Below are 15,271 nucleotides of genomic sequence, written 5' to 3' on the forward strand. Positions count from 1 at the left end.
CCTTTTTGTCATCTGCGTCCTCAGCTGTCCGACAGTTGAAAGAACACGGTCGCCAGCGGCGGCACGGTGATCTCAATGGAATATGGGCAGCCGTGCATCGACATCTCCTGTGCGTCAGCACCGCCCGGATTGCCTGTGTCCGTGCCGCCATAGATCGCGGCATCAGAGTTGAATTTTTCCGCCCAGTGGCCCGTGTGTGGCACGCCAATGCGGTAATTGGTGCGCGGCACCGGTGTGAAATTCGCAACCACCAGAACCGGCGGCGTGCCCTCTTTGCCGTATCGGACCCACGAAAACACCGAATCCGCCGCGTTGCCGCCATCGATCCAGCGGAACCCGTCCTGCGACGTGTCCTTCTCGAAAAGCGCGGGCGTCGTGCGATAGAGCGAGTTCAGATCGCGCACGAGGCTCTGCATGCCCTTGTGCGGGGCGTGGTCGAGCAGATGCCAGTCCAGACTGGTCTCGTTGTTCCACTCTTGCGCTTGGGCAAATTCGCAGCCCATGAACAACAGCTTTTTGCCGGGATGCCCCCACATGAACCCATAATAGGCCCGCAGGTTGGCAAAGCGCTGCCAGTCGTCGCCCGGCATTTTGCCCAGCATCGACCTTTTGCCATGCACCACCTCGTCATGGCTGATCGGCAGGATGAAGTTTTCCGAAAAGGCGTAATGCAGCCCGAAGGTCATCTTGTCGTGGTGATACTTCCGGTTGATCGGGTCTTCAGCCATGTAGCGAAGGGTGTCGTTCATCCACCCCATGTTCCACTTGAAGCCGAAGCCCAGACCGCCCGTGCTTGTCGGGGCGCTCACGCCCGGAAAGGCGGTGCTTTCCTCGGCGGCGGTCAGGATGCTGTCGTCGGCGGCATAGACCGTTTCGTTCATCCGCTGCATGAAGGCGATGGCCTCAAGGTTCTCGCGCCCGCCATGCTGGTTGGGGACCCATTCACCCTCTTTGCGCGAATAATCGCGGTAGAGCATGGAGGCCACGGCATCCACGCGCAGTCCGTCGATGTGATATTCCTCGAACCAGAATTTCGCGTTGGCGATCAGGAAGTTCTGCACCTCTGTCCGGCCATAGTTGTAGACCAGCGTGTTCCAGTCGGGGTGGAAGCCTTCCTTGGGGTCGGCGTGTTCATAAAGCGGCGTGCCGTCGAACCGGCCCAGCCCGTGCTGGTCAGTCGGGAAATGCCCCGGCACCCAGTCGATGATCAGGCCAAGGCCCGCCTTGTGGCAGGCATCTACAAAGGCGCGAAACTCCTGCGGAGTGCCAAAACGGGATGTTGGCGCAAAAAGGCCCACGGGCTGATAGCCCCACGATCCGCCGAACGGGTACTCGGATACAGGCGTCAGTTCGATATGGGTGAAGCCCATGTCGCGAGCGTAATCTACCAGCATCGACGCATGTTCGAGATAGGTGAGCGACCGGTTGCCCTCTTCCGGCACGCGCCGCCAGCTTTCCAGATGCACTTCGTATATAGAAATCGGCTGGTCGATCTTCTGCTTCGCCCCGCGCTTGGACAGCCACCCGGCATCGGACCATTCAAATTCACGCAGATCACGTACGACCGACGCCGTTGCAGGGGGTAATTCCGCGCCGAACCCGACCGGGTCGGCCTTTAGCGGCAGCAGGTTGCCCGCGCCGTCGATGATTTCGTACTTGTAGACCGTCCCATCGCCCAGTCCAGGCAGGAAAATCTCATGCACGCCGGTGGCACCCCGGCGGCGCATCACGTGGCGGCGGCCATCCCACCCGTTGAAGTCACCCACAACGGACACGCGCAAAGCATTCGGCGCCCAGACGGCGAAATGCGTGCCGTCTACGCCTTCCAGTATGCAGACATGCGCGCCAAGTGCATCCCAAAGCTGGTTATGTGTGCCTTCGCCCAGAAGGTACTCGTCCATCTCGCCCAGCTTAGGGCCAAAGGCATAGGCGTCCTGTTCTTCCCAGACATCGCTGCCGCGTGTCATGCGAAGGCGGTACGCAAAGCGCTTTTTTCTGCGCGGGATCACGCCCGCAAAAAGCCCATCCGCGACCCGCTCAAGCGTGACAAGTGCGCGCCCGGTCTTGGCGTCGATCACCTCGACACTGTCCGCCTCGGGTCGCATCGCGCGCATGACCAGAGTGCCAGCAACCTCATGCAGGCCCAGCACCGCAAAAGGATCACCGTGCCGCCCCTGAGCGATTGCGTGTCCTGCGTCGGCGTCGATCAGAGGCGCTGCCTGTGTCATGCCGTTTTCCCAAGCTTGGCTTTGGTCAGGCTCTCGGCGCCCCAGATGTCGCGGGCATAGCCCTTGATCGTACGGTCGGACGAGAACCAGCCCATGCTGGCGGTGTTCATCAGAGCCATCGCTGCCCAGTTCGCCGGGTTGCGATAGGCGGTGTCGGCGCGGCGCTGCGTGTCGAAATAGCTGTCGAAATCGCAGGTCACGAGGAAATAATCATGGTCATAAAGCATCCCCACAAGCCCATGATAGCGGCTTGGGTCATGTGGTGCAAAACGCCCCTCGGCGATCTGGCCCAGCACCCGCTGCAGACGCGGGCTGGCCTCGATGGCAGCGCGGGAATAGCCGTGATGCGTGCGGCGCTCCATCACTTCTTGTGCGGTCAGACCGAAGAGGAAGAAGTTTTCCGACCCGACATGGTCGCGGATCTCGACGTTCGCACCGTCGAGCGTGCCGATGGTCAGCGCACCGTTCAGGGCGAATTTCATGTTTCCGGTGCCGGATGCTTCTTTGCCAGCGGTCGAGATCTGTTCCGACAGGTCCGCCGCCGGGATCAGCCGTTCGGCCATCGTCACGTTGTAGTTCGGCGGATACACGATCTTGAGCCGGTCGCCGGTGATCGGATCGGCATTGATCACCTGTGCCACGTCGTTGATCAGGCGGATGATGTCCTTGGCCACGAAGTATCCCGGCGCTGCCTTGCCACCGAAGATCTTGACCCGTGGGGTCCAGTCACCATTCGGATTGTCACGCATCTCGTTCCAGAGCGCGACAGTCTCCAGAAGGTTCATCAACTGACGTTTGTATTCGTGGATGCGCTTGATCTGCACGTCGAACATCGCGCCAGGGTCAAGTGTGACACCCATCGTCTGACCGATCCAATTGGACAGGTTCGCCTTGTTCTCGCGCTTTGACGCGTTGAACGCCTCGATGAACGCCGCATCATCGCGGTGCGTTTTCAGCGCGGTCAGTTGTTCAAGGTCCGTCACCCAGCCTTCGCCGATCGTGTCGGTGATCAGGTGCCGCAGCGACGGGTTGCAGCCATAAAGCCAGCGGCGCGGGGTGATGCCGTTGGTCTGGTTGATGATCCGGGTCGGATGGATGCGGTGCAGGTCGGCGAAAACCGTTTCCTTGACCAGTTCGGTGTGCAGCGCAGACACGCCGTTGACCTTGTGCGCCATGATGAACGCCAGTTCCCCCATCCGCACATCGCCATGTTCCAGAATACGGGGGCTGCCGGGGAATTCGCTCTGATGCGCGTGTTCGATGGCGCGGATGATGTCGAGGTGCCGGGGCAGGATGCGGCCCATGAGATGTTCGCTCCACCGCTCCAGCGCCTCGGGCAGCAGCGTATGGTTGGTGTAGGCCAGACATTTGCGCGCCAGCGGGATCGCTTCGTCCATCGGGATGGCATGCTCGTCTACCAGAATGCGCACCAGTTCCGGCCCGGCGATGGCAGGGTGCGTGTCGTTGAGCTGGATCGCCACGTAATCGGGCAGGGCGCGAATGTCGTCGTGATCCTTCAGGTAGCGGCGCAGCAGGTCCATGATCGACGCGGCGGTGAAGAAATACTCCTGCTTGAGGCGCAGTTCCTTGCCGCTTTCGGTGGTGTCGTCGGGATAGAGCACGCGGCTGATCGTGCGCGCCAGCGCCTCGGACCGACCGGCGGCGAGGTAATCTCCACGATTGAAGCTTTCGAGGTCGAAATCCTTGGATGGCTCTGCAGACCAGAGGCGGAGCGTGTTGCCCCACTCGCCCTTCCAGCCAACCACGGGCGTGTCATGCGCCGTTGCCATCACCACTTCGCCGGGGTGCCAATGCGCCTTACCTTCGTGATGTTCAACATGCCCGCCGAACCCGATGCGGTATTGTGCTTCGGGGCGTTCGAATTCCCATGCATGGCGCTGGGTCAGCCACATTTCGGGCTTTTCGACCTGCTGGCCTTGGGCAAAGCTTTGTTCGAACAAACCGTGTTCGTAACGGATGCCATAGCCGAAGGCTGGAATGCCCAAGGTTGCCAGCGAATCCATGAAACAGGCCGCCAACCGCCCCAGACCGCCATTGCCAAGTGCCGCGTCGGGTTCGTCATGTACGATGGTGCTATAGTCCTGACCCAGTTCGGCAATCGCCGTCTTGACCTCGTCCTCCATCCGCAGGTTCGAGATCATGTCCTCGATCAACCGCCCGATGAGAAACTCCATCGACAGGTAATAGACCCGCTTGGGCGAGGCGGCGTAGGTTTCCTTGGTCGACCGGAACCACGCTTCGACCATCTGGTCGCGCAGGACAAGCGACAGCGCGATGCGCCAGTCATAGGTCGATGCGTTCTCGGCATCTTTGCCCAGCGAGTATTTCAGACGGTTCAGAATATCGGTTTTCATGCTCATCCAGATGGGTTCCACGGTCGGGTCAAGAGTTACGATAGCGCTAACATTGGCCCCTCATACCGCAAAACGCACCAATTACCATTGCGCATTTTGCAGGGGTGATTGCCAGATTCTTCATGGAGAGGGCCAAGTGACACCAGTTTGTCTTTATGGAATAGACCCATTGCGCTGCATATCAAGGCGCTGCTTTGTGCCTTGGCCTGCGCGTCACTCCACTGTCACACCGCCGCTAAGCCGCGTTTTTGCGTACCAGTGTCGTCGAAATTCTCTGGAGCAAGCCAGCGTTCGAAGCGGTGCTTCAGGCCGGGCCATTCACTGTCGATAATCGAAAACCATGCAGTATCGCGGTTGCGGCCCTTGTAATGCGTCGCTTGGCGGAACGTGCCTTCATAGGTAAAGCCCAGCCGCTCGGCCGCCTTGCGCGATGGTGCGTTGAGCGCGTCGCATTTCCATTCGTATCGGCGATAGCCCAACTCATCAAGAGCGCGCCGCATCATCAGAAACTGAAACTCGGTCGCGGCGCGGGTGCGTTGCAGGGCAGGTGAAAGGTTGATGAACCCGACCTCGATGCTGGCGCTGGCCGGGGTGATCCGCAGGTAGCTGGCATGACCCAAGGCGCACCCGTCCACGACAATGGCGTGCATCAAAGGATCGTCTTTCTGGATCGCCTCGTTCACCCATGCCCGGAAGTCGGCAGGATCGTTGTACGGGCCGTTGGGCAAATAGGTCCAGATGCGGTTCACTTCATCCGCGCGGAAGGCGGTATAAAGGTCGTCCGCGTGATCCAGCGAAAGCGGCACCACAGAACAATATCGCCCCACCATGGCGGTGCGCGGCGGCACCGGGCGCGGCGATGTGTCGGCAAGAGGCAAGCCGACGGGTTGGGTCAGCGCGTTCAGGCGCTGACCCGTGATCAGGGGATCACTCACGCAAATTCGCGGCCCAAAGCCTCGTCAACCGATGCGATGATCTGGTTGATGTCGTCCTTGGTGGCGATCAGCGCGGGGCTGAAGCAGAGCGTGTTGTTGTAGCCGGGCAGGGACCGGTTGGTCGCGCCGATGATGATGCCTTGCTGCATGCAATCTGCGACCACTTTCTGTACCCGCTTTTCGGCCATCGGCTTGCGGGTTTCGCGGTCTTCGACCAGTTCGGCACCCAGGAACAAACCCTTGCCGCGCACGTTGCCGATGACAGCGTGCTTGTCGGCCAGCGCGTGAAGCTGGTCCAGCATGTAGTGGCCCATCGCCGTGGTGTTCTCCAGCAGACCTTCGTCCTCGATGATGCGCATGTTCTCCAGCGCCGCTGCCGGGCCAGCCGTGCAGCCGCCAAAGGTCGAGATGTCGCGGAAGTAGTTCATCGGATCGTCGGCATTGTCCTTGAACATCGAGAACACGTCCTCGGTGGTCACAAGGCAGGCAATCGCCGCATAGCCCGACGCCACACCTTTGGCCATCGTCACCATGTCGGGCTGCACGCCGTAATGCTGGTAGCCGAACCATGTGCCCGTGCGGCCCACGCCGCAGACCACTTCGTCGATATGCAGCAGGATGTCGTACTTGCGGCAAATCTCCTGCACGCGGTCCCAATAGCCCTGCGGCGGGGTGATCACACCACCACCAGCGGTCACCGGCTCAAGGCAGAGCGCGCCGACTGTGTCCGGGCCTTCGCGAAGGATCACCTGTTCGATCTGGTCAGCGGCCCATTCGCCGTAATTCTCGGTCGGGGCGCCCTGATCGCCTGCGCGGTACTCAAGGCAATGCGGCACGCGCACGAAACCGGGCGTGAACGGCCCGTACTGCGCGTTGCGCTCGTCCTGACCTCCAGCAGACAGACAGCCGATGGTGGTGCCGTGGTAATCGCGGTCACGGTAGAGGATCTTGTGCTTGTTGCCGCCATAGCGCTTGTGCGCGATCTGGCGGACCATCTTGAACGCCTTCTCGTTCGCCTCGGACCCCGAGTTCGTGTAGTAGACGCGGGTCATGCCCGGCATCTTCGAGATCAGCTTTTCCGAGAACAGCGCACCGGGGATCGACCCGGCGGAACCGGCAAAATAGTTCAGCTTCAGAAGCTGGTCATAAACCGCCTTGGCGATGCTTTCGCGGCCGTAGCCGACGTTCACCGTCCAGACGCCACCGGACACGGCATCCAGATGCTCTTTGCCCTTCTGGTCCCAGACCCGCATGCCTTTGCCTTCGACGATGATCCGGGGATCGTTGGTCTCGAACGGCTTGTGCTGGATCAGGTGGTGCCACACATGGGCGCGGTCGGCTTCGACCACGTGGCTGAGATCGTTCTGGGTCAATGTACCGTCCATGGGCGTCACCTCGGTTTGAGAATCACAATGGGCCAGACGCGGCTGTCGATCTGGCTGGAAACATCTTGATCAGATCAGCATTGCGACGTTAGGGCCAGAGCCCGCGCACAGATAGGTCCACATTGGCGGAGTTGCGCTTGCCATGTTGCCCAAGGTTTCGGCGGTTCAGGACCCGTCCGCTGCCGGTGGTTCGGCGGGCGCGCCATTGATCATGCCCATCAGCATCGCGATTTGCGCGTCCAGCCAGGCGCGCAGCTGGTCCACCATTATCACGAAAGACTCCATCGGAGCCTTCAGTTGCGGCACGGCCTCACCGACTTCGGGTGCGTACACGTAGAGGGCTGCAGCTATCGCAAACAGCAGGATGGTATAGAGAAAACCGCGCCCGAAACCGCCGGACGGTTCGTCATCGTCTTCAAGATCGGCCTGCACACTGCGCACTTCGGTGCGTTCGCTGGAGGCGCGCAGGCTCTGATTGATCTCTTCCACATCCGGCAGCATATCGCGTCGGGATTTCGGACGATCGGCCACAGCAGCTGCGGCGGCCGCAACCGCGGCGGCTTCCGGATTTTCACCACGCAGCTTGCGCATTCTCTCCTGCGCCTGACGGGCGCGCTTTGCCGCCTCGTCTTCTGGCTCCTGCAAGCCCAGATCGGGCTGCTCTTCAAGAGTTCCAGCTTCGGCGCGGCGCGCACGCGCCTCGATCTCGGCCTCTTCACGCAGGATGTCGGCGACCGAAGGGTCAAGCTCGCGGCGCTTGGGTGGCGAGGGTGGTGCAGAATTGCCCGGTGTCGCTTCCTGATTGACCGAAGGACGATCATCGACATCCGCATCAACCTCGGGATGCCAAACCGCATCCTTCGGCGCCTTGGCGGCTGCTTCGAGGGCTTCTGGTGTATTACTGGTGTCGCGCGCCTGAAACCACGTGTTGCCGCAATTGGAACACTGAACATCCCGACCGTCCTCGGGAATGACATCGTCCGGGACTTCGTACTGCGCCCCACAACTTGGACATTTCAGCCGCATTTTGCCTGTTGCCCCTACTCAGCTGGCCGCTACTGCACGACCAGCCCACCACCTTCTTGTTGAAATCGAACAATAAGCGCGGGTTTCCGCATGTAAATGCCCAATGTGACCGTTCCGGCGCATTGAAACCCGCACGATGCTCAGGCACAACAACGCCGAACCAGTGGCAGGGACCGAACCGCCGTGATTGAGTTGGAAAATGTAGCCTATAGTTATGGCGGCGGAGAATTATTGACGGACATGACCCTGAACGTGGCGCCGGGGTCGTTTCACTTTCTCACCGGCCCGTCCGGATCGGGGAAAACCACCTTCCTCAAGCTCTGCTATGGTGCCTTGCAGGCGACGGCAGGACATGTGCGCCTTTTTGAGCGCGATGTGCGTGGCCTGAGCCGCGATGACGTCGCCATCCTGCGTCGAAAAATCGGGGTGGTGCATCAGGACTGCCAGTTCCTCGACCATTTGCCAGTGACCGAAAACGTCGCGTTGCCGCTGACAGTGTCCGGGCAGGACCCCGATGGCGCGGATGCCAATCTCAAGGAGCTGCTGGCGTGGGTCGGACTGACTGGACGGGCCAATGCATTACCTCCAGAGCTGTCGGGCGGCGAACGCCAGCGCGCTGCATTGGCGCGTGCGGTCATCATGTCGCCGGATGTGATCCTTGCCGATGAACCAACCGGCAATATCGACTGGGAAATGTCGCAGCGCCTGCTGACGCTGCTGGTCGAGCTGAACCGCATGGGCAAGACGATCCTGATTGCCACCCACGACCTTGGGCTGATCCGTGCGGCCAAGGCGCAGGTGCAGACTCGGGTTCTGCGGATCTCGAACCGTCGGCTTCAGATGGCGGGGGCAGATCTGTGAATTTTGATCTGCGCACCACGGCCCGGATGCTGCAATTCGACGAACGGGCGGATCGTGTTGTTCCGCCAACCGGGTTCACCGCGCGCCTGACGCTGTTCAGCGCCTTTGCGATGTCGTTCCTCGCGGTCTTTGCCTTGGCCCTGTCGCTGGCAGCGGGCCGGGTTGCGGATCGGTGGGGCAATGAGCTGGCGCAATCCTCGACCATTCGCATCTCGGCCCCGGCGGGCGAGGTCGCCACCCAGACCGAAGCGGCGCTGCGTGTGTTGCGCACCACGCCCGGCATTGTCGATGCCCGTGCTCTGACGCTCGACGAGCAACGCGCCTTGCTCAGCCCGTGGTTCGGAGCCGATCTGCCAATCGACGACCTGCCGCTGCCACAACTGATCGACATCATTGAAACCGAGGATGGTTACGATGCTGCGGGCCTGCGCTTGCGCCTGGCCGCCGAAGCCCCTGCCGCCGTGCTGGACGACCACGCCCGATGGCGGCGTCCGCTTATTGATGCGGCGTCCCGGCTGCGGCTTTTGGGCTGGGCGTCGATCCTGCTGATCGCGACGGCTGCGGCGGCCATGGTGACGCTGGCTGCCAATGCCGCCCTTGCCGCCAACGCACAGGTGATTGCCGTACTCCGGCTGGTCGGTGCCAAGGATACCTATATCGCAAGCGCTTTTGTGCGGCGTTTTGCGCTGCGGGCACTGACCGGCGCTGCCTTTGGCACGCTCACGGGGATCATCGCGCTGGTGCTTGTGCCGTCCGGCAGCGAAACCGCAGGGGTGCTCACCGATCTGAGCATTCAGGGCATCGGCTGGGTCTGGGTGGTGCTGATCCCGCCGTTGTCCGGGCTGGTTGCATTCGTCGCCACGCGCTATGCGGCGGGACGTGTGTTGGAGGACTTGGCCTGATGGCATATGCAATCCAGTGGGTGCGGTCGCTGCTGTTCGTGATCTCGGTCTATGTGGCCATTGCTGTGGTGGGCCTTGGTCTGTTTCCATGGGCCTTGGTGTCGCGCAAAGGGGCGCGCGCAGGTTGCATGAGCGTCTGCCGGTACGTGCGCTGGGCTGCACCTTGGATGATCGGGCTCAAGACCGAAATCCGCGGCACACCCCCCGATTACGAATGTATCGTCGCCTCCAAACATCAAAGCTTTCTGGACGTGTTTCTTGTCTTCTCGGCTGTCCCGGCGGGCAAGTTCATCATGAAGCGTATCCTGATGTATTCGCCCATCGTGGGTCAGTACGGGTTGCGCATTGGATGTATCCCGGTGGACCGGGGCAAGCGTGGGGCTGCGATTAAGCAGATGGTCGAAGGGGTGAAAAAGGGCACGGCAACGCCGGGTCAGCTCATCATCTACCCGCAGGGCACCCGCATCGCCCCCGGTGTGAAAGCGCCCTACAAGATCGGAACCGCTGTGCTTTACGAACAGCTTGGCCAGCCTTGCGTGCCGGTTGCGGCGAATGTCGGCCTCTTCTGGCCCAAGCGCGGCATCTACCGCAAACAGGGGACTGCGGTTGTCGAGTTTCTTGAGCCGATCGCGCCGGGCCTGCCGCGTGATGAATTTCTCAAGTTGTTGGAAACGCGGATCGAGAGTGCCTCGAACCGTCTGAACGAAGAGGCCGGATTCCATGCGCCGCATTGAAACCATCGCAGAGCTTGAAGCGCTTTACGACGCGGCGGTTCCGGCATCCTTGTTCAAGGTTGCGGATCATATGACCCCGAGCTACCGCCGCTGGGTCGAGGCCGCGCGGTTCTGCGTCATCTCGACTGCCGGATCGCGGGGCACCCATGGCACGCCGCGCGGGGACGTCGACCCGGTGGTGCGGGTGGCCGACCGTCAAACGATCCTGCTGCCCGACTGGCGTGGCAACAACCGGTTGGATGCGCTGCGCGATCTTGTCGAAGACCCGCGCATCGCGTTCCTCTTCATGATCCCCGGCACCAAGACCACGGTGCGGGTCAATGGCCGCGCGTGGATCACGGATGATCCGGAGCTGCGCGCGACATTCCAGAAAAAGAACATCCTGCCCGCCACCGTGATCGTGACCGAAGTGTCCGAGGTCTACACCCAATGCGCCAAAGCGCTGATGCGCTCGGGCCTGTGGGACGGCGCGCCCTTGCCCGAAGGATTGCCGACAGTTGGCGAGATCCTCGCCGATCAGACCGACGGCGCGCTGGGTGGTGCAGAGTATGACGCCAATTACGAGGTGAACGCCATTCCGCGGATGTGGTGATCAGCGGTGCTGGTCGATCAGCACTGGATTGCCATCGGGGTCGGTCAGCACGATATGCGCGGGGCCGGTGCCTTCGGGGTCGGTTGCCACGTCCAGCGTCAGACCCTTTGATTTCAGATCGGCCTGAATGGCCCGCACATCCATGAAGTCGTCCAAGGGCTGTGCCGACTGATCCCATCCGGGGTTAAAGGTCAGGGTGTTCTTTTCGAACATTCCCTGAAACAAGCCCAAAACGGTGTCTCCGCTCTTGAGCATGAGCCAGCCTGCCGCCGCATCGCCACCCAGCGTTTCGAACCCGATGGCTTCGTAGAAGGTTTTTGAGGCGGTGAGGTCCTTGACCGCGAGGCTGACCGAAAATGCGCCCAGATGCATGTTCTGTCCTTTCCGTTTTCCGACACGTGTGAGTGTAGCACAAAACCGGGCCGCACGGTTGCTTTCCAAAACCTTAACGGATGGGATGCAGGGTGCCCCCACGTTGCGCAACGAGCGGAGAGGGTCACTCCCACACCGCGATCTGAACGATGGTTTTCCGCAGTGGTGCTGACGCGCCGACCATGAGAAACCGGTTTCACGTAGGCCCGGAGACGGGCACAGGTCCGGGGTATGATCCCCGATATTTCGGAAGACCGTCAGCCCAATGGGGCGGCGCCGCTTCTTTCAGAGACAGGAAAGGCCCTTCGAAGAGCCTTGATGACGCGGTTTCGAAACCGCGTCGGCAAGCGCGTTGATACGCGCTTGGGGGACGCCTTTTCGAAAAGGCGTTCCCCAATCCACGTGTTTACATGTGGATGGCACCGTCGCCGCAGGCCAACGCGGCTTCGCGTACCGCTTCGGAATAGGTCGGGTGGGCGTGACAGGTCAGGGCCAGATCCTCGGCCGAGGCACCGAATTCCATCGCCACACAGATCTCGTGGATCAGATCGCCCGCCATCGGCCCGATGATATGCGCGCCCAGAATGCGGTCAGTGTCCTTGTCTGCAAGGATCTTCACAAAGCCGTCGGCGGCGAAGTTCGCCTTTGCGCGGCCATTGCCCATGAAGCTGAACTTGCCGACCTTGTAGTTGCGGCCCGCTTCCTTGAGCTGTTCCTCGGTCTGGCCGACATTGGCCACTTCGGGATGGGTGTAGATCACGCCCGGAATGACGCCGTAATTCACATGGCCCGCCTTGCCCGCGATCACCTCGGCGCAGGCCATGCCTTCGTCCTCGGCCTTGTGCGCCAGCATGGGGCCGTCGATGCAGTCGCCGATGGCGTAGATGCCTTTGACATTGGTCTGCCAATGCGCGTCGGTTTTGATCTGACCGCGCTGCGACATCTCGATCCCCAGCGCATCAAGACCCAGCCCGTCGGTGAAGGGGCGGCGACCGGTGGCGACGAGCACCACATCCGCGTCCATGTCGTGTTCACTGTCATCCTTGCGCAGTTTGTAGGTGACTTTCGCCTTGCCCTTGCCCGCATCGACGGATTGCACTGCGGCGCCAAGGGTGAATTTCAGGCCCTGTTTCTGCAGCAGTTTCTGGAAGGTCTTCTGCACCTCGCCATCCATGCCCGGGGTGATCGTGTCGAGGAATTCGATCACATGCACCTCGGTGCCCAGACGGCTGTAGACCGAGCCCAGTTCCAGACCGATCACACCCGCACCGATCACGATCATCTTTTTCGGGATCTTCGGCAGCTCCAGCGCGCCGGTGGAAGTGACCACGATCTTCTCGTCGATCTCGATGCCGGGCAGGGAGGACGCTTCGGAGCCGGAGGCCACGATGATGTTCTTCGCCTCATGTACCTCGTCGCCGACCTTGACCTTGCCGGCCGCGGGGATGGAGCCCCAGCCCTTGAGCCAGTCGATCTTGTTCTTCTTGAACAGGAACTCGATGCCCTTGGTGTTCTGGCCGATCACGTCGTCCTTGTAGGCGAGCATCTGTTTCCAGTCGACGGACGGGGCTTTGCCCTTGAGGCCCATCTTGGCGAAGTTGTGTTCCGCCTCGTGGAGCTGGTGGCTGGCATGCAGCAGCGCTTTTGACGGAATGCAGCCCACGTTCAGGCAGGTGCCGCCCAATGTCTCGCGGCCTTCGACGCAGGCGGTTTTCAGGCCCAGCTGCGCGCAGCGGATCGCGGCCACGTAGCCGCCGGGGCCGGAGCCGATGACGATGACGTCGTATTGTGCCATGGGTTTGGTCCTTTTTGGTCTGTCGATTGGGGGCCAGCCCCCAAACCCCCGGAGTTCAGGGGCAAGATGAAGTTACAAGAGTGCTGCGATCAGCAGGTAGAGCGTGGCGCAGAACCCGACCGCCCAGATCACCGAGCGCCAAGGGACCCAGCCGAACACATAGGCGGGCACGTAGAGTACCCGCGCGGCAAGGTATAGGGCGCAGGCGATGGCCGTGCTGCCGTCGCCCTGCCCGGAATAGGTGATCACCATCACAGCGATGCCGAAGAGGATCAGGCCTTCGAAATGGTTGTTCATCGCCCGTTGCAGGCGGCCTGCTTTGCCCGTCAGTTGCACCGGCGTGTCGCGTGGGCTGAGCGCCTTTTTCGTGCCGACCTGCAGTTGCGCCGTGATGGAGTAGGCCGCGAATTGAAGCACTTGCAGCAGGGCGGCGAGGGTGAGGGCGGTGAGTTCGGGGGTCATGGGCTTGCCTTCGCGACCCGTCTGGCGGGCTGAAGCCCGCCCTACGAGGTCTCCGTAGGCCGGGCTTCAGCCCGGCTTGAGGTTAAAGATCCATCAACAACCGGCGCGGATCCTCGAGCGCTTCTTTCACGCGCACGAGGAAGGTCACGGCGCCTTTGCCGTCGACGATGCGGTGGTCGTAGCTGAGGGCGAGATACATCATCGGGCGGATCTTGATCTCGCCATTGATGACCATCGGGCGGTCCTGGATCTTGTGCATGCCGAGGATACCCGATTGCGGCGGGTTCAGGATCGGCGAGGACATGAGCGAGCCGTAGACACCGCCGTTGGAGATGGTGAAGGTGCCACCCTGCATTTCGGCCATGCTCAGCTTGCCGTCGCGGGCGCGGCGGCCTTTTTCGGCAATCGCTTTCTCGATCTCGGCAAAGCTCATCTGGTCGGCATCGCGGATGACCGGAACCACCAGACCCTGCGGCGTACCCGCGGCGACGCCCATGTGGACGAAGTTCTTGTAGACGATGTCGGTGCCGTCGATCTCGGCATTGACCTCGGGCACTTCGCGCAGGGCGTGGCAGCAGGCCTTGGTGAAGAAGGACATGAAGCCAAGGCGCACGCCGTGCTTTTTCTCGAAGAGGTCTTTGTATTCGTTCCGCAGGGCCATGACCTCGGTCATGTCGACCTCGTTATAGGTGGTCAGGATCGCGGCGGTGTTCTGCGCATCCTTGAGGCGGCGGGCGATGGTCTGGCGCAGGCGGGTCATCTTGACCCGTTCCTCACGGGCGGCATCGTCGGCGCTGACCGGTGCGCGCGGGGCGGCGGCGGGCGCGGATGTCTGGGCCGGGGCAGATGCGGCGGCAGCCACGGCCTTGGCCACATCGTCCTTCATGATGCGGCCATCGCGGCCCGAGCCCTTGACCTGATCGGCGGAGAGACCCGCTTCGGCCATCGCCTTCTTGGCGGAGGGGGCGTTTTCCACATCGGCGCTGCTGCTGCCGGATGACTGCGCTGCCGGGGCGGGGGCGGATTGCTGAGCCGGGGCAGACGCTGCGGCACCGGCGCTGCCACCGATCACACCGAGCTTGCCACCTGCGGCAACGGTTGCGCCTTCGGCGGCAAGGATCTCGGAGAGAACACCGGCCGCCGGGGCGGGCACTTCGACTGAGACCTTGTCAGTTTCCAACTCGCAGAGCATCTCGTCCTGTGCGACAGTATCGCCGACCTTTTTGAACCATGTGGAGACTGTGGCCTCGGACACGGATTCACCCAAGGTCGGCACCATCACGTCAACCGATTTGCCGCTGTCGCCCGAAGGTGCGGCTGCGGCTGCCGGGGCTTCGGCCTTGGCGGGGGCAGCAGTTGCCGCACCGCCTTCGGAGATGTTTGCGAGCAGGGCATCCACGCCCACGGTCTCGCCTTCACCAGCGACGATCTCGGCCAGAGTGCCTGCTGCGGGCGACGGCACTTCGACCGTGACCTTGTCGGTTTCCAGTTCACACAGCATCTCGTCCACGGCAACGCTGTCACCCGGTTTCTTGAACCATGTGGCGACCGTGGCTTCTGTCACGGATTTACCCAAGGTGGGCACACGCACTTCGGTTGTCATG

Annotated in this window: 13 protein-coding genes; 4 read left to right on the forward strand and 9 right to left on the reverse strand. The window is 61.8% G+C overall.

The annotated features are described in order from the left end of the window. Positions 1–20: 20 nt before the first annotated feature. The 5 genes from glgB to ACMVPR_RS20445 all read right to left on the reverse strand — a co-directional run bounded on the left by glgB (position 21) and on the right by ACMVPR_RS20445 (position 7,949). Positions 21–2,228, reverse strand: a complete 2,208-nt coding sequence (gene glgB / locus ACMVPR_RS20425) for a 1,4-alpha-glucan branching protein GlgB (RefSeq protein ID WP_416884358.1) — start codon at positions 2,226–2,228, stop codon at positions 21–23. Continuing rightward, positions 2,225–4,603 (reverse strand): glycogen/starch/alpha-glucan phosphorylase, encoded by a 2,379-nt coding sequence (locus ACMVPR_RS20430; protein WP_416884359.1) that lies wholly within the window; start codon positions 4,601–4,603, stop codon positions 2,225–2,227. Before ACMVPR_RS20430 ends, glgB begins: the two co-directional genes overlap by 4 nt. Before the next feature lie 224 nt (positions 4,604–4,827). Then, positions 4,828–5,538 carry a GNAT family N-acetyltransferase gene (locus ACMVPR_RS20435; protein WP_416884360.1) on the reverse strand — a complete coding sequence of 237 codons (711 nt, stop codon included), beginning with the start codon at positions 5,536–5,538 and terminating at the stop codon, positions 4,828–4,830. After that, the gene (locus ACMVPR_RS20440) at positions 5,535–6,923 is read right to left on the reverse strand and encodes an aspartate aminotransferase family protein (RefSeq protein WP_416884361.1); all 1,389 of its coding nucleotides are present in this window, start codon (positions 6,921–6,923) and stop codon (positions 5,535–5,537) included. Before ACMVPR_RS20440 ends, ACMVPR_RS20435 begins: the two co-directional genes overlap by 4 nt. Positions 6,924–7,088: 165 nt before the next feature. Then, on the reverse strand, positions 7,089–7,949 hold the full coding sequence (locus ACMVPR_RS20445) for a zinc-ribbon domain-containing protein (RefSeq protein WP_416884362.1): 861 nt from the start codon (positions 7,947–7,949) through the stop codon (positions 7,089–7,091). Positions 7,950–8,132: 183 nt separating this feature from the next. Between ACMVPR_RS20445 and ACMVPR_RS20450 the strand changes: the two genes are divergently transcribed. From ACMVPR_RS20450 to ACMVPR_RS20465, 4 genes are read left to right on the forward strand one after another with little or no spacing between them, the layout of a single operon-like run. Further along, positions 8,133–8,810 (forward strand): cell division ATP-binding protein FtsE, encoded by a 678-nt coding sequence (locus ACMVPR_RS20450; RefSeq protein WP_292270389.1) that lies wholly within the window; start codon positions 8,133–8,135, stop codon positions 8,808–8,810. Between the two features lie 26 nt (positions 8,811–8,836). Further along, complete coding sequence (locus ACMVPR_RS20455) at positions 8,837–9,712, forward strand: cell division protein FtsX (protein WP_416884689.1); 876 nt, start codon at positions 8,837–8,839, stop codon at positions 9,710–9,712. Further along, positions 9,712–10,446 carry a lysophospholipid acyltransferase family protein gene (locus ACMVPR_RS20460; RefSeq protein WP_416884363.1) on the forward strand — a complete coding sequence of 245 codons (735 nt, stop codon included), beginning with the start codon at positions 9,712–9,714 and terminating at the stop codon, positions 10,444–10,446. The genes ACMVPR_RS20455 and ACMVPR_RS20460 overlap by 1 nt, the downstream gene beginning before the upstream one ends. Beyond that, positions 10,433–11,038, forward strand: a complete 606-nt coding sequence (locus ACMVPR_RS20465) for an MSMEG_1061 family FMN-dependent PPOX-type flavoprotein (RefSeq protein ID WP_416884364.1) — start codon at positions 10,433–10,435, stop codon at positions 11,036–11,038. Before ACMVPR_RS20460 ends, ACMVPR_RS20465 begins: the two co-directional genes overlap by 14 nt. On the opposite strand, the gene ACMVPR_RS20470 is transcribed toward ACMVPR_RS20465, so the two are convergent. From ACMVPR_RS20470 to odhB, 4 genes are all read right to left on the reverse strand, one after another. Next, complete coding sequence (locus tag ACMVPR_RS20470) at positions 11,039–11,410, reverse strand: VOC family protein (RefSeq protein WP_416884365.1); 372 nt, start codon at positions 11,408–11,410, stop codon at positions 11,039–11,041. A 406-nt stretch (positions 11,411–11,816) separates the two neighbouring features. Further along, positions 11,817–13,205 (reverse strand): dihydrolipoyl dehydrogenase, encoded by a 1,389-nt coding sequence (gene lpdA / locus ACMVPR_RS20475; protein WP_416884366.1) that lies wholly within the window; start codon positions 13,203–13,205, stop codon positions 11,817–11,819. 72 nt (positions 13,206–13,277) lie between these two features. Continuing rightward, positions 13,278–13,667: an MAPEG family protein gene (locus ACMVPR_RS20480; RefSeq protein ID WP_416884367.1), complete on the reverse strand. Its 390-nt coding sequence runs from the start codon at positions 13,665–13,667 to the stop codon at positions 13,278–13,280. An 82-nt stretch (positions 13,668–13,749) separates the two neighbouring features. After that, positions 13,750–15,270: a 2-oxoglutarate dehydrogenase complex dihydrolipoyllysine-residue succinyltransferase gene (gene odhB / locus ACMVPR_RS20485; protein ID WP_416884368.1), complete on the reverse strand. Its 1,521-nt coding sequence runs from the start codon at positions 15,268–15,270 to the stop codon at positions 13,750–13,752. Between the last annotated feature and the right edge of the window lies 1 nt (position 15,271).

This window comes from Marivita sp. (genome assembly GCF_048006345.1).
GTDB lineage: Bacteria > Pseudomonadota > Alphaproteobacteria > Rhodobacterales > Rhodobacteraceae > Marivita.

What these genes read in the sequence shown, in the direction of transcription:
- odhB (WP_416884368.1), bottom strand. Translation starts at nt 15,270, where the DNA reads ATGACAACCGAAGTGCGTGTGCCCACCTTGGGTAAATCCGTGACAGAA.
- ACMVPR_RS20430 (WP_416884359.1), bottom strand. Translation starts at nt 4,603, where the DNA reads ATGAAAACCGATATTCTGAACCGTCTGAAATACTCGCTGGGCAAAGAT.
- ACMVPR_RS20480 (WP_416884367.1), bottom strand. Translation starts at nt 13,667, where the DNA reads ATGACCCCCGAACTCACCGCCCTCACCCTCGCCGCCCTGCTGCAAGTG.
- lpdA (WP_416884366.1), bottom strand. Translation starts at nt 13,205, where the DNA reads ATGGCACAATACGACGTCATCGTCATCGGCTCCGGCCCCGGCGGCTAC.
- ACMVPR_RS20445 (WP_416884362.1), bottom strand. Translation starts at nt 7,949, where the DNA reads ATGCGGCTGAAATGTCCAAGTTGTGGGGCGCAGTACGAAGTCCCGGAC.
- ACMVPR_RS20465 (WP_416884364.1), top strand. Translation starts at nt 10,433, where the DNA reads ATGCGCCGCATTGAAACCATCGCAGAGCTTGAAGCGCTTTACGACGCG.
- ACMVPR_RS20470 (WP_416884365.1), bottom strand. Translation starts at nt 11,410, where the DNA reads ATGCATCTGGGCGCATTTTCGGTCAGCCTCGCGGTCAAGGACCTCACC.
- ACMVPR_RS20460 (WP_416884363.1), top strand. Translation starts at nt 9,712, where the DNA reads ATGGCATATGCAATCCAGTGGGTGCGGTCGCTGCTGTTCGTGATCTCG.
- ACMVPR_RS20455 (WP_416884689.1), top strand. Translation starts at nt 8,837, where the DNA reads ATGCTGCAATTCGACGAACGGGCGGATCGTGTTGTTCCGCCAACCGGG.
- glgB (WP_416884358.1), bottom strand. Translation starts at nt 2,228, where the DNA reads ATGACACAGGCAGCGCCTCTGATCGACGCCGACGCAGGACACGCAATC.
- ACMVPR_RS20440 (WP_416884361.1), bottom strand. Translation starts at nt 6,923, where the DNA reads ATGGACGGTACATTGACCCAGAACGATCTCAGCCACGTGGTCGAAGCC.